12 protein-coding genes are annotated in these 13472 nt (G+C 67.2%); 6 read left to right on the forward strand and 6 right to left on the reverse strand.

Going from position 1 to position 13472, the window contains the following annotated elements; translation table 11 throughout:
- Window positions 1-93 precede the first annotated feature (93 nt).
- Window positions 94-1506, reverse strand: coding sequence for an aminotransferase-like domain-containing protein (locus tag H289_RS0100010; RefSeq protein WP_020098692.1), 1413 nt, complete (start codon window positions 1504-1506; stop codon window positions 94-96).
- Between the two features lie 78 nt (window positions 1507-1584).
- Between H289_RS0100010 and H289_RS0100015 the strand changes: the two genes are divergently transcribed.
- The 5 genes from H289_RS0100015 (at window position 1585) to H289_RS0100035 (ending at window position 6505) form a co-directional block, all read left to right on the forward strand.
- The gene (locus tag H289_RS0100015; protein WP_020098693.1) at window positions 1585-2232 is read left to right on the forward strand and encodes a pyridoxamine 5'-phosphate oxidase family protein; all 648 of its coding nucleotides are present in this window, start codon (window positions 1585-1587) and stop codon (window positions 2230-2232) included.
- A gap of 191 nt (window positions 2233-2423) precedes the next feature.
- Window positions 2424-4286 carry a molecular chaperone DnaK gene (gene dnaK, locus H289_RS0100020; protein WP_020098694.1) on the forward strand — a complete coding sequence of 621 codons (1863 nt, stop codon included), beginning with the start codon at window positions 2424-2426 and terminating at the stop codon, window positions 4284-4286.
- Window positions 4283-4918: a nucleotide exchange factor GrpE gene (gene grpE, locus H289_RS0100025; RefSeq protein WP_020098695.1), complete on the forward strand. Its 636-nt coding sequence runs from the start codon at window positions 4283-4285 to the stop codon at window positions 4916-4918. The genes dnaK and grpE overlap by 4 nt, the downstream gene beginning before the upstream one ends.
- A gap of 28 nt (window positions 4919-4946) precedes the next feature.
- Window positions 4947-6137: a molecular chaperone DnaJ gene (dnaJ, locus tag H289_RS0100030; RefSeq protein ID WP_020098696.1), complete on the forward strand. Its 1191-nt coding sequence runs from the start codon at window positions 4947-4949 to the stop codon at window positions 6135-6137.
- Entirely contained in the window at window positions 6134-6505 is a 372-nt protein-coding gene (locus H289_RS0100035) for a heat shock protein transcriptional repressor HspR (RefSeq protein ID WP_020098697.1), read from the forward strand. Before dnaJ ends, H289_RS0100035 begins: the two co-directional genes overlap by 4 nt.
- Window positions 6506-6508: 3 nt before the next feature.
- Here the strand turns inward: H289_RS0100035 and H289_RS0100040 are convergent, their stop codons facing one another.
- From H289_RS0100040 to H289_RS0100060, 5 genes are read right to left on the reverse strand one after another with little or no spacing between them, the layout of a single operon-like run.
- Window positions 6509-7234 carry a potassium channel family protein gene (locus tag H289_RS0100040; RefSeq protein WP_020098698.1) on the reverse strand — a complete coding sequence of 242 codons (726 nt, stop codon included), beginning with the start codon at window positions 7232-7234 and terminating at the stop codon, window positions 6509-6511.
- A 37-nt stretch (window positions 7235-7271) separates the two neighbouring features.
- Window positions 7272-8171, reverse strand: coding sequence for an aldose 1-epimerase (locus H289_RS0100045; protein ID WP_020098699.1), 900 nt, complete (start codon window positions 8169-8171; stop codon window positions 7272-7274).
- A gap of 14 nt (window positions 8172-8185) precedes the next feature.
- Complete coding sequence (locus H289_RS0100050; protein ID WP_020098700.1) at window positions 8186-9352, reverse strand: FAD-binding oxidoreductase; 1167 nt, start codon at window positions 9350-9352, stop codon at window positions 8186-8188.
- A complete protein-coding gene (locus H289_RS0100055; protein ID WP_020098701.1) occupies window positions 9342-9986 on the reverse strand; it encodes a CYTH domain-containing protein in 645 nt (214 codons plus the stop codon). Before H289_RS0100055 ends, H289_RS0100050 begins: the two co-directional genes overlap by 11 nt.
- Window positions 9987-10001: 15 nt before the next feature.
- Window positions 10002-10667 carry a GAP family protein gene (locus H289_RS0100060; protein ID WP_020098702.1) on the reverse strand — a complete coding sequence of 222 codons (666 nt, stop codon included), beginning with the start codon at window positions 10665-10667 and terminating at the stop codon, window positions 10002-10004.
- 187 nt (window positions 10668-10854) lie between these two features.
- Here H289_RS0100060 and clpB point away from each other — a divergent pair, with 187 nt between their 5' ends.
- Window positions 10855-13401: an ATP-dependent chaperone ClpB gene (gene clpB / locus H289_RS0100065; RefSeq protein ID WP_020098703.1), complete on the forward strand. Its 2547-nt coding sequence runs from the start codon at window positions 10855-10857 to the stop codon at window positions 13399-13401.
- The last annotated feature ends 71 nt before the right edge of the window (window positions 13402-13472 follow it).

The raw sequence follows: 13472 nt of genomic DNA on the forward strand, positions 1-13472 counted from the left end.
CAACGAAGAACGCATCGCCGACGAACAATCGCGCCGCATCGAACACGAAAAGATCCGGGCAGCAGAAGAAGGCTGGAATGAACCCGCACCGTTCTAGGTGGCGATCGCCGTGGCAGTGCAATCGGCGAAGCGCCTGGCGGTCGAGCGGTCGATCTGCGCGAAATTGACTGCGATGCCGTTTATCTCGGAGTCGGACCGCCGAGGGAAGGTCGACAGTGGCGTGACGATGAGACCGTCGGCCTCAAGCGATGCGGCGACGTCGCGGTCGCGGTGATCGGCGGGCAGCAGGATGGCGACGTGCAGTCCGGCTTGGACGCCGAGCACGTCGAGATCGGGACAGCGTGCCTCGAGTTCCGTGATGAGAATGTCTCGGCGGCAACGGTATTCGCGGCCGGCCCGGGCCAGGTGTCGTTGCAGTTCCCCGGCGGTGATCAGTTCGGTGAGGGCGATGCGCGTGATGGTCGAGACCGCGATGCGGTGGTCGCGAAGGTAAGTCTGGACCGCGTCACGCAGGGGCAGTGGTGGCACCAACCAGGCGGCGCCCAGGCTCGGTGCGAGCATCTTGGACGCAGTGCCGACGTAGGCCACGTGTTCCCCGGCGCCGGGAATCGACCGGATGGCGGGAAGTGGCGCAACGCCGTAGCGGAACTCGCCGTCGTAGTCGTCTTCGATGACGATCGACCCGGTGCGCTTGGCCCACGCAACGAGCGCGGCCCGCCGATTCACCGAGAGTCGGTGCCCGAGCGGGTATTGGTGAGCCGGTGTCGTGTAGACGATGCCGGCCTCGTCGCCGAGTCTGTCGACGCACAGCCCGTCATGGTCGACGGGAACGAAAACCAGATCCAGGCCGGCGCGGCGGAATTCGTGAGCCGCGGCGGGGTAGCAGGGCGATTCGAGGTAGCAGCGGGTGAGACCACTCACGGCCGCCAGCGTCTGAAAAGCCGCCGTCGATCCGGGAATGTCGAAAACCGTGTCGGTGTCGATGCCCCGATTGGTGCGCAGGTGGCGGGACATGGCGGCAGTGAAGGCATCGTCGGTGTCCTGCCAGGGCGAGAGCGTCGTCGGTGGGGACGACGCCGCGGCCCGCCACACACGCGTCCAGGCCCGCATGTCGATGAGTCCGGTGTCCGGGGTGCCCGGGCGCAGATCGACAGCATCGGTGTGGTGCACCGCGGTATGTGCTGCCGGCGCGACGTTGGTCTTCTCGAGGCGGGGCGCGCGGCTGGACAGTCCGGCGCGGGCGGCCGCAGTGGCGCCGACGGTTGTCCGGGTTCCGGCGCCGGGGACGCCTTCGAGAAATCCGGCCGCGACCAATTCGTCGTAGGCTGCGGCGACCATCGTCCGCGAGGCCCCGAGCTCATGCGCGAGTGCGCGGGTTGACGGCAGCCAGTCGCCGTCGCCGACCTGCCCGGCGGCCATCAATGCCACCAGTTGGCTCGCGATCGCCCGGGCGCTGAGGTCGGTGGTATCGAGAGGCAGATGTACCGCCCGGGTGTGCCGCGCCACCCCCGCCAGAATACTGGCCTGCCAGAAATAGTATTTCTGGCTATTCAGATAAGGCCGCAATCATGGTGATCTGGGCTCATGGAAAAGGTCACCCGTAAGTATGGTCGTCAGTCCACGGCACGCGCCGCGCTGGAGGAGTTCCTCGATGAGCAGTGGTGGGGCGTGCTCAGCATCGGCGACGTGGCCCGTCCGAACGGCAAGGTCCGGCCGCTGGCGGTGCCGACGCTGTACGTCCGTCACGGCGACCGGATTCTCATCCACGGTTCGACCGGCGCGGGCGCGCTCGGTACGAAGGGGGCGGGCGCGCAGGTCGCCTTCTGCGTGACGGCCATGGACGCACTTGTGGTGGCGCACAGCACTTTTGACTCGTCGGTGCACTACCGCTCCGCGGTGCTGTACGGCGAGGTGGAGCCGGCGCGCCGGGAAGATCGGGCGGCCTTGCTCGAGCGCTTCAGTGAGCTGCTGATCCCCGGTCGCACCGCCGAGGTGCGCGCGATGTTGCCCAAGGAGATCGCGGCCACCAACGTCATCTCTCTGCCGATCGTCGACGGCGACTGGGTGTACAAGGTCAACGGCGGGCCCGTCGCCGAACCGGACGAGGAGACCACCGCCTGGGCGGGCATCGTGCCGTTCTCGGTCACCTACGGCGCACCCCAGCGAGCGGAGTGGTCGACGGCCGAGTTGCCCGAGTCGGTGCGGGCGATGGTCGCCACAGGAGGTGCCTGACCAGCGCAGATGGAACCGGATAGACATTTTTGGGGAATCGGGAATAGATCGGGAACTGCCCCCGTTGGACTCACCGACAACAAGTTGAGTGCACTCGGCTCAAGTTCGGCTTGACAGACGGCCCCGTCCGATAGCAAGCTTGAGCGCAGTTCGCTCAGATCACCCAACAATGTCTATCAGGAGGCATCACTATGGCTCGTGCGGTCGGTATCGACCTCGGGACCACCAACTCATGCGTCTCGGTTCTCGAAGGTGGCGACCCCGTCGTCGTCGCAAACTCGGAGGGCTCCCGTACCACCCCGTCGGTCGTCGCATTCGCGCGTAACGGCGAGGTGCTGGTCGGCCAGCCCGCGAAGAACCAGGCAGTGACCAACGTCGACCGGACCATCCGTTCGGTGAAGCGGCACATCGGCACTGACTGGACCATCGACATCGACGGCAAGCAGTACACCTCGCAGGAGATCAGCGCGCGCACGCTGCAGAAGCTGAAGCGCGACGCGGAGGCGTACCTCGGTGAGGACATCACCGACGCCGTCATCACCGTTCCGGCTTACTTCAACGACGCCCAGCGTCAGGCCACCAAGGAAGCCGGCCAGATCGCCGGCCTCAACGTGCTGCGCATCGTCAACGAGCCGACCGCGGCCGCCCTGGCCTACGGCCTGGACAAGGGCGAGAAGGAACAGACCATCCTGGTCTTCGACCTCGGTGGTGGCACCTTCGACGTCTCGCTGCTGGAAATCGGCGAGGGCGTCGTCGAGGTCAAGGCGACTTCCGGTGACAACCACCTCGGTGGTGACGACTGGGACGAGCGCATCGTGCAGTGGCTGGTCGACAAGTTCAAGGGCACCAGCGGCATCGACCTGACCAAGGACAAGATGGCGATGCAGCGTCTGCGCGAGGCTGCGGAGAAGGCCAAGATCGAACTGAGCTCGAGCCAGAGCACCTCGATCAACCTGCCGTACATCACCGTCGACGCCGACAAGAACCCGCTGTTCCTCGACGAGCAGCTGACCCGTGCCGAGTTCCAGCGCATCACGCAGGACCTGCTCGACCGCACCCGTCAGCCGTTCCAGTCCGTGATCAAGGACGCCGGTATCTCGGTCTCCGACATCGACCACGTGGTCCTCGTCGGTGGCTCGACCCGTATGCCCGCCGTCACCGAACTGGTCAAGGAACTGACCGGTGGCAAGGAGCCCAACAAGGGTGTCAACCCGGACGAGGTCGTGGCCGTCGGTGCCGCGCTGCAGGCCGGTGTGCTCAAGGGTGAGGTGAAAGACGTTCTGCTGCTTGACGTCACCCCGCTGTCCCTCGGTATCGAGACCAAGGGTGGCGTGATGACCAAGCTGATCGAGCGCAACACCACGATCCCGACCAAGCGGTCCGAGACCTTCACCACGGCCGACGACAACCAGCCGTCCGTGCAGATTCAGGTCTTCCAGGGCGAGCGCGAGATCGCTGCGCACAACAAGCTGCTCGGCAGCTTCGAGCTGACCGGCATCCCGCCGGCCCCGCGTGGCGTGCCGCAGATCGAGGTCACCTTCGACATCGACGTCAACGGCATCGTGCACGTGACCGCCAAGGACAAGGGCACGGGCAAGGAGAACACGATCAAGATCCAGGAAGGCTCCGGCCTGTCCCAGGAGGAGATCGACCGGATGATCAAGGACGCCGAGGCGCACGCCGAAGAGGACAAGAAGCGTCGCGAAGAGGCCGACGTCCGCAACCAGGCCGAGTCGCTCGTCTACCAGACGGAGAAGTTCGTCAAGGACCAGCGTGAAGCCGAGGGCGGCTCGAAGGTCCCCGAGGAGACCCTGACCAAGGTCGACGGCGCCATCGCCGAGGCCAAGACCGCGCTCGCCGGCACCGACATCGCCGCCATCAAGACGGCCATGGAGAAGCTGGGCGTCGAGAGCCAGGCCCTGGGCCAGGCGATCTACGAGGCCACTCAGGCCGAGCAGGCCGCCGGCGCGGGTGCGGGTGCTCCGGGTGGCGCCGCCGCAGATGACAACGTCGTGGACGCCGAGGTTGTCGAGGACGATCAGGAGAACAAGTGAGCCAGGACGATTCGCACGAGCCGGTGACCATCACCGACAAGCGGCGCATCGATCCGGAAACCGGCGAACCACGTGAGGGCGCTCCGGCGTCGGCCCCTGAGGGGTCGGCGCCGGAGGCCCCGGCCGCCGGCGAAGCCCTGGACGAAGCCGCTGAGCTCAAGTCGACGCTGCAACGGGTCAAGGCTGAGTACGACAACTACCGCAAGCGCGCGATCCGTCAGGAACAGGCCGCCGCCGAGCGGGCCAAAGCGCTTGTCGCACAGCACCTGTTGCCGGTCCTCGACGATCTCGACCGGGCTCGCGCCCACGGGGATCTCGAGGCCGGGCCGCTGAAGTCGGTGGCGGACAAGCTTTCTGCCGCGCTGGGCAACATCGGTCTCAGCGCATTCGGTGCCGAGGGTGACGAGTTCGATCCGTCGCTTCACGAGGCGGTGCAGCACGAGGGCGACGGCTCAAATCCGGTGCTCGGCACTGTGATGCGCCAGGGCTACAAACTCGGCGAGCAGGTGCTGCGGCACGCGCTGGTCGGGGTTGTCGATGCCGTGCCGACCGAGTTCGACGCGGCTGACCAGCCCGACACGCCCACCAATACCGACGCTGCGACCGAACAGAAACCAGAATCAAACGAGTAACCGAGCGACGCTGAGGAGGTGACGCGACATGGCTCAACGGGAATGGGTCGAGAAGGACTTCTATAAGGAACTCGGCGTCACCTCTGACGCCACGAAGGATGAGATCAAGCGCGCCGCGCGCAAGGTGCTGGCCGACAACCATCCGGACCGCAACCCGAACAATCCGGCAGCCGAGGAACGCTACAAGGCGGCGACCGAGGCCAAGGAAGTTCTGACCGACGACACCAAGCGTGCCGAATACGACGAAACCCGACGGCTTTTCGCCAACGGTGGATTCGGCCGCCGCTTCGGTGGTGGCGGTGGCGGTGGCGGCTTCGGAGGTTTCGGCGGCGACACGTCGGAGTTCAACCTGGGCGACCTGTTCGACCAGGCGGGGCAGACCGGCGGCGCCAACATCGGTGACCTGTTCGGCGGCCTGTTCGGCCGGGGTGCGCAGCAGCCGCGCCCCAGCCGTCCGCGCCGCGGCAACGACCTGGAAACCGAAACCGAGCTGAGCTTCCTCGAAGCGACCAAGGGCGTGGCCATGCCGCTGCGTCTGACCAGCCCGGCACCCTGCACCAACTGCCACGGCAGTGGCGCGCGCCCGGGCACCAGCCCGAAGGTGTGCCCCAACTGCAACGGCGCCGGCGTCATCAACCGCAACCAGGGTGCGTTCGGCTTCTCGGAGCCGTGCACCGAATGCCGCGGCACGGGCTCGATCATCGAGCACCCGTGTGACGAGTGCAAAGGCACCGGCGTCTCCACCCGGACGCGCACCATCAACGTGCGCATCCCTCCGGGTGTCACCGACGGTCAGCGCATCCGGCTGGCCGGGCAGGGCGAAGCGGGTCTACGCGGGGCGCCCTCGGGCGACCTGTATGTCACCGTGCACGTCCGGCCCGACAAGGTGTTCGGCCGCGACGGCGATGATCTGACCGTCACCGTTCCGGTGAGCTTCCATGAATTGGCATTGGGGACAACGCTTTCCGTGCCGACGCTGGAAGGCAAGGTTGGCGTCAGGGTGCCAAAGGGCACGTCCGACGGCCGCATCCTGCGGGTGCGAGGGCGCGGTGTGCCCAAGCGCGGCAGCGACGGTGGCCATGGCGACCTGCTGGTCACCGTGAAGGTGGCCGTGCCGCCGAACCTCGAAGGTGAAGCGGCGGAGGCGCTCGAGGCGTACGCAAAAGCAGAGCGGGCCAGCGGATTCGATCCGCGGGCCGGTTGGGCCGGGTCGCTATGAGCGCCCGGCGTAAGACAGAGGAAGCCCGGACCTTCCTGATCTCGGTGGCCGCCGAGCTGGCCGGTATGCACGCACAGACGTTGCGGACATACGACCGGCTCGGCCTGGTCAGCCCCCAACGCACCTCGGGCGGCGGTCGGCGCTATTCGCAGCACGACGTCGACCTGCTGCGCGAGGTGCAGCGGCTGTCCCAGGACGAAGGTGTCAACCTGGCCGGCATCAAGCGCATCATCGAGCTGACCAATCAGGTCGAGGCGCTGCAGGCCAGGCTCACCGAGGTGACCGCCGAACTCGAACGCGTCCGCAAGCCCAGCACCGCACTGGTGCTGTGGGAACCGCGGCGGCGGGGGAATTCGCAGCGGGGTTAGGCGTCAGTCAGCCACCTTGTCGCGCAACAACTCCCGCAGTTGCGCGATCTCGTCTCGCAGGTCTTCGATGTGCGCCGCCGTCACGGCGTCTTGTTTCTGATCATCGATCGACACAGTCTGCACGATCCACGACGCGATGGTCGCGGTGATCGAACCAACCAGGCTGATGCCGCCAATCATCATGAGGCTGGCCATGACTCGGCCTGTTGTGGTGACGGGGTACATGTCGCCGTAGCCGACGGTGGTGATCGTGGTCATCGCCCACCACACGGCCAGACCGAAGCTCGTGATGTGGGCGTCCGGCGCGCCGCGTTCGGCTTCGTACACCGCCAGCGCCCCGACGTACACCAACAGCACGGCACCGGAGATGGTGTAGATGATCACCTTGCCGCGAATGGCATTGCCGATGGCCTTCTGCAGCGCACCCACCAGCACGACCAGCCGGAGCAGACGAAGCGGCCGCAGCAGCGGCAGCAGCACAATGGCCAGGTCGACCAGATGGCGCAAGAACCAGTCCTTCCGGTCGGGGGCCAGGTAGAGCCGCGCCGCGTAGTCGGCGGTGAATACCGCCCATGCCAGCCAGGTCACCAGGGTCAGGAGCCGCGCGACGAATCCGTGCGGCTGGGCGAGGACCTCGATGCTGTACGCGGCGAGGAACAGGGCGGCGACGGCGGCCAGGGGCCACTCGGCGCGATGTTCCCACCGGTCGAGGCGGTCTTGCGTATCCACGTCAGAAAGTGTGCGACACCTGTCGCGATTTCGGAACTCAGTTGACCGTGATCGAGAACCGCGCTGTCGCCGGCCGGCCCGGAGCGGCGAGGCGATAGCCGCCGCGGCGCAGCGCGTCGGTGGGCGCGGCCATGGGCTCGATGGCCACCAATGCGTCGCCGGGCGGGGCGAACAGCTGCGCGGCGGGGTAGCCGGTTTCGAATGTCACAGTGATCCGGTGGTCGCCGCCGCGGAGGATGAACTGCGCGCCGTCGGGCACCTGGTCGAAGCCGTCATCGTAGGTGGTGTCGCCGAGCGGCGCGGACCGCGCCGGCCACGGCTCGACAGCGCCGGAGGGCAGACCGCGATCATCAGTCGGCAGATGCCGTAGCGCCGGCGTCTCCAGCACCCAATCCTCCCGGGGCGCATCCGGAATGGTCAGGTACGGGTGGTACCCGAAGCACAGCGGCACCGCCGCGGAGGCCGACGGCCGGACGGTGGTCTCGACCGTCAGAACACGGCCCGTCAATGTGGCCCGCTGTGTCAGCACGTGCGGGAACGGGAACGACGCCAACAGGCCCGGCTGGTTGAAATCGACTGCGGCGGTGACCGAATTCGCGGACTGCTCGACGATCACCCAACCCGGGTACGCGGCCAGGAGGCCGTGCATGGGCGAGCCGTGCGGGTCCGTGCGGACACCGCCGAAGCCGGGCGTCAATGTGACGACGCCACCGTCGACGTCATACGTGTTGGCGCCCAATCGATTCGCCCACGGATAGAGCAGTGGGATGCCCATGGTCTTGGCATTGGTCAGGTACGCCTCGAGGCCGCGGCGCTGGCCGAGGAACTCGAGATCGCCATCGGCGAACGACGTGCCGATCATGCCGGCGCCGGGGACGAACGTCGCCGTCATCGCGGACTCGGGGTCGCGCAAGACGACGGTGTCGAGTTCGGCCATCGATTCCTCCAGCGTCAGTGGGCCAACGGGTCGTGCTGAATACGTTCTGGTGGTGCGCCTTTGGCGATCAGAGCGGCTTTGGTCGCCGTGACCATCTCCGGTCCGCCGCACAGCAGGATCTGCCGGTCGCCCCAGCTGCCGTAGCTCGTCACGACGTCGGGCAACAGCCCGGTCTGCCGGACGTGCAGCCCACGCGGCGGCTGGACGTCGGGGTAGTCGGCGGCCCACGGCGGGTCGGTGGTGTACTCGGACACCGGTGTGACGGACAGCCACGGATTGGTGGCCGCGATCTCCCACAGGACGCGTAGGTCGTACAAGTCGCAGGGATAGCGCCCGCCGAAGAACAGGTGCACGCGCGGATTCTCGGCCTCGCGACACAGATTCATCAGCAGGGCCCGCAGCGGAGCCAGGCCGGTGCTGCCGGCGACCATCAGCACATCACCGTCGGAACGTGAAACATGCATTCCGCCATGGGGATTGGACAGTCGCCAGCGGTCGCCGGGTGCGGTCTGGTTGACGATGGCGGTGCTCACCATGCCGCCGCTGACGGAGCGGACGTGAAACTCGATGGCACCGCTGGCATCCGAGGGCATCGACGGACTCAGGTGCCGCCAGCGTCGCGGCCACTGCGGCACCTGCACCGCGACGTACTGACCGGCGTGATACGGCAGCGCCTGGTCGAGCTGCAGTCGCACTACCGACACGTCGCGGGTGACGCGGAGGTGCTCGACGACGGTGCCGTCGACGTAGGGCGGTGTCTGTTCGGAGTCGGCGGCGCCGCGCATGACGCCGACGATCAGATCGACGGCGTGCGTGGTGGCCTCGGCGACCCGCGCGTCCCAGCGGTCGCCGAGTTCGTCGCGCAGGGTGGTCAGCAGTGCGTCCTGCAGCGCCGCGTAATGCTGATGTCCCACACCGTATTTGCGGTGATCCCGACCGAGCTGGGCCAGGAATGCCACGGGCTCCTCGGCGCGTTGCTCGATGAACTCGCCGAGCACCCAGAACAGTGCCTGGCTGAAGGCGGTGCGCTGGGCGGCCAGGTCCGGTGGGAAGAGGTCGCGCGCCGACAGGTCGCCGGCGAACCACCGGGTGTAGAAGCGGCCGATCACGTCGTCCCCGCCGCGCGCAGGGTCGACCGCGGCCCGCACCGTCATCAGCGCTTCGCGGTCGTCAAGTCCCATCAGACATCGGCGAGGTGGTGTCGAAGTGGTTCTGCCCCAACGTGTTGACGAAGCTCGGGCCCAGCAGGTCGAGTTCGCGTCGGTGTGCGTCGGCCCACGTGCCGTACGGCTGGTGAGCGAGGTATTCGTTGCGGAACCGGTCGTCCTCGGACACCTCGGTGACGCAGAACGTCGGGATCGCCAGGTCGACCACCGGGCCGCCGCGCTCGACCTCGGCCAGCAGGAGCGGGGCGTTGCCGCCCGTGAACCGGTCGATGATCCAGCCGTCCTCACCCAGCCACACCGAGTACCGCACCTTGGTCACGACGTGTTCGGCGCGACGCACGATTTCGCCGGCCACCAGCGGATCGAGTTCGCGTTCGGCCTCATAGCGGGTGCCGCCCGTGGCTGGGCCCTTGGCGGTCATGGTGCCGATGGAGTCGGTGCCGATGGCGTCGATGAGGTCCATCGCGGGATCGCTCAGATCGGCCGGAGCAGGGCCCTGGATGCGTACCCGGACGGCATAGCCGTCGGATGCGAACAGGTAGGCCTGCACGATCAGCGCAGGACTAGGGTCGGACGCTGTGACAGCGGGCAGGTCGCGGACGAGGAACTTTCGTTCGAACTCGAAATCGCCGAAGCCGGACTCGGACATGGTTAAACGGTAGTCCTAGAGGTGGCTCAGGCCCTTGTATGCCACGAGAAGTCCGATGATGATCAGGATTCCGGCGACCAGCACCGCGTGCTGGCGGTGCAGCCAGGCGCCGAGGCGGGCCATGGCCGGGTCCAGCCGCTCGCCGGCGGCGGCGTAGGTCAGGATCGGGATGGCGACCGAACTGCCGGCGACCACGGTGAAACACAGCACCGACGCCAACGCCGCCGCGTGGGGGAGCTCGTCGGTGCTGATCGCCAGACCGGCGGCGACGCACATGAACAGCACTTTGGGGTTCACGACCGCGAGCACCGCGGCGGTCACGAAACCTCGGGCGGGGGTGACGCTGGTGAGCTTCCGCATCCAGGCCGGCTCGGGCGCGTCGTGGTTGCGGTTGGCCCAGCGGTAGATACCGAAGGCGACCAGCAGGACGCCGATCACGATGCGCACCCACGACGCCGTGGTCGACGGATGGCCGGCCTGGGGCATGAGGCCGGACAGTTGGACGAACACCCCGGTGAGGACCGCGATGGCCACCAGCCAGCCGGCGAGAAAAGTCAGGCCGGTGACGCGGGCGTGGGGGGATTGCAGCACCAGGACGGCGGGAATGATCGACAGTGGAGAAAGGGCGATCACCAGGGCGAGGGGAATCAGTTCGGTCAGGACCGAAGCCCAATCTGTCATGCGTGCACCCCTTCGCGGTCGCGACAAGTATGCCTGCGCCGGCAAAGGGCATTCGGACTGCATGGGAGAGGACTTGTGGCGGTATTGAAAATTGGTCGAAATTTTCTAGACTTGAGCGGAACAGACTCAACCTTGACGACGTTGAACTCAGCGACAAGCATTTTTCTGTAGACGAAAGGGAGGTGTCGTGGACTCGTTCAACCCGACCACGAAGACTCAGGCGGCGCTGACCTCAGCGTTGCAGGCGGCGACTGCCGCCGGAAACCCGGAGATCCGTCCGGCGCACTTGTTGATGGCTCTGCTGACCCAGAATGACGGCATCGCCGCGCCTCTGCTGGAGGCCGTCGGTGTCGAGCCCGCCGCCATCCGGGCCGAGGCCCAGCGGCTGATCGACCAGCTGCCGAGTGCCAGTGGCGCCAACTCGACGCCGCAACTGTCTCGTGAGTCGGTGGCAGCCCTGACGGCTGCCCAGCACCTGGCCACCGAGATGGACGACGAATACGTCTCCACCGAGCACCTGCTGTACGGCCTGGCCAGCGGCGACTCCGACGTCGCCAAGCTTCTGGTCAACCACGGCGCCGCACCGCAGACGCTGCGCGAGGCGTTCGTGAAGGTCCGCGGCAGCGCCCGCGTCACGAGCCCCGACCCCGAGGGCAGCTACCAGGCGCTGGAGAAGTACTCCACCGACCTGACCGCACGCGCTCGCGAAGGCAAGCTCGACCCGGTCATCGGTCGCGACACGGAGATTCGTCGTGTCGTGCAGGTCCTGAGCCGGCGCACGAAGAACAACCCCGTGCTGATCGGTGAGCCCGGCGTCGGTAAGACCGCGATCGTCGAGGGCCTGGCCCAGCGCATCGTTCAAGGTGACGTGCCGGAGAGCCTGCGGGACAAGACCGTCATCTCCCTGGACCTCGGGTCCATGGTGGCCGGCGCCAAGTACCGCGGTGAATTCGAAGAGCGGCTCAAGGCCGTCCTCGATGACATCAAGAACTCGGCCGGGCAGGTCATCACCTTCATCGACGAGTTGCACACCATCGTGGGTGCCGGCGCGACCGGCGAGTCCGCGATGGATGCCGGCAACATGATCAAGCCCATGCTGGCCCGTGGCGAGCTGCGGCTGGTCGGTGCGACCACGCTCGAGGAGTACCGCAAGTACATCGAGAAGGACGCCGCTCTGGAGCGCCGGTTCCAGCAGGTGCTGGTCGGCGAGCCGTCGGTCGAGGACACCGTCGGCATCCTGCGCGGCCTCAAGGAGCGTTACGAGGTGCACCACGGTGTGCGCATCACGGACTCCGCGCTGGTCGCGGCGGCCACGCTGTCGGACCGCTACATCACGTCGCGCTTCCTGCCGGACAAGGCCATCGACCTCGTCGACGAGGCCGCGTCTCGGCTGCGCATGGAGATCGACTCCCGGCCCGTCGAGATCGACGAGGTCGAGCGACTCGTCCGTCGCCTCGAGATCGAGGAGATGGCGCTGTCCAAGGAAGAGGACGACGCGTCGAAGGAGCGGCTGGAGAAGCTGCGCTCGGAGTTGGCCGACTACAAGGAGAAGCTCTCCGAGCTGACCACCCGGTGGCAGAACGAGAAGAACGCCATCGACATCGTCCGCGAGCTCAAGGAACAGCTGGAGACGTTGCGCGGTGAGGCCGACCGGGCCGAGCGTGACGGCGATCTGGCCAAGGCTGCCGAGCTGCGGTACGGCCGGATTCCGGCGGTCGAGAAGCAACTCGACGCGGCGCTGCCCGTTGCCGAGGCCCGCGAGAACGTCATGCTCAAGGAAGAGGTGAGCCCCGACGACATCGCCGACGTCGTGTCGGCGTGGACGGGCATCCCGGCCGGCCGCATGCTCGAGGGCGAGACCGCCAAGCTGCTGCGGATGGAGAGCGAGCTGGGCAAGCGCGTCATCGGCCAGGCCGAAGCGGTGGTCGCGGTGTCCGACGCAGTGCGCCGGGCCCGGGCCGGGGTCGCCGACCCCAACCGCCCGACGGGTTCGTTCCTGTTCCTGGGTCCGACCGGTGTCGGTAAGACCGAGCTGGCCAAGGCGCTGGCGGAGTTCCTGTTCGACGACGAACGCGCGATGGTCCGCATCGACATGAGCGAGTACGGCGAGAAGCACTCGGTGGCTCGTCTGGTCGGTGCCCCTCCCGGCTACGTCGGCTACGACGCCGGTGGTCAGCTGACCGAGGCGGTGCGGCGACGCCCGTACACGGTGGTGCTGTTCGACGAGGTCGAGAAGGCCCACCCGGACGTGTTCGACGTGTTGCTGCAGGTGCTCGACGAAGGGCGGCTGACCGACGGTCAGGGCCGCACGGTCGACTTCCGCAACACCATCCTGATCCTGACGTCCAACCTGGGCGCCGGAGGCACTCCGGATCAGGTGATGGCGGCGGTGCGCGCCAAGTTCAAGCCGGAGTTCATCAACCGTCTCGACGACGTGCTGATCTTCGACGCGCTGAACCCGGACCAGCTGGTGTCCATCGTCGACATCCAGCTGCAGCAGCTGCAGAAGCGGCTGGCTCAGCGGCGCCTCCAGCTGGAGGTCTCGCTGGACGCCAAGAAGTGGCTGGGCGACCGTGGCTTCGACCCGCTGTACGGCGCGCGTCCGCTGCGCCGGTTGGTGCAGCAGGCGATCGGCGACCAGCTGGCCAAGAAGCTGCTGGCCGGCGAGGTGCACGACGGCGACACCGTCCCGGTGAACGTCAGCGCGGATGGCGAGAGCCTGGTCCTCGGCTGAGGCTGAGTTAGTTTCCGAGTGGACGTGAGAACCCCCTATTTCCTTGGAAATAGGGGGTTTTCGCTTGGCGC

Source organism: Mycobacterium sp. 360MFTsu5.1 (assembly GCF_000383495.1).
GTDB classification, from domain to species: domain Bacteria; phylum Actinomycetota; class Actinomycetes; order Mycobacteriales; family Mycobacteriaceae; genus Mycobacterium; species Mycobacterium mucogenicum_B.

What these genes read in the sequence shown, in the direction of transcription:
- H289_RS0100015 (WP_020098693.1), top strand. Translation starts at nt 1,585, where the DNA reads ATGGAAAAGGTCACCCGTAAGTATGGTCGTCAGTCCACGGCACGCGCC.
- dnaK (WP_020098694.1), top strand. Translation starts at nt 2,424, where the DNA reads ATGGCTCGTGCGGTCGGTATCGACCTCGGGACCACCAACTCATGCGTC.
- dnaJ (WP_020098696.1), top strand. Translation starts at nt 4,947, where the DNA reads ATGGCTCAACGGGAATGGGTCGAGAAGGACTTCTATAAGGAACTCGGC.
- H289_RS0100035 (WP_020098697.1), top strand. Translation starts at nt 6,134, where the DNA reads ATGAGCGCCCGGCGTAAGACAGAGGAAGCCCGGACCTTCCTGATCTCG.
- H289_RS0100045 (WP_020098699.1), bottom strand. Translation starts at nt 8,171, where the DNA reads ATGGCCGAACTCGACACCGTCGTCTTGCGCGACCCCGAGTCCGCGATG.
- H289_RS0100050 (WP_020098700.1), bottom strand. Translation starts at nt 9,352, where the DNA reads ATGGGACTTGACGACCGCGAAGCGCTGATGACGGTGCGGGCCGCGGTC.
- H289_RS0100055 (WP_020098701.1), bottom strand. Translation starts at nt 9,986, where the DNA reads ATGTCCGAGTCCGGCTTCGGCGATTTCGAGTTCGAACGAAAGTTCCTC.
- H289_RS0100060 (WP_020098702.1), bottom strand. Translation starts at nt 10,667, where the DNA reads ATGACAGATTGGGCTTCGGTCCTGACCGAACTGATTCCCCTCGCCCTG.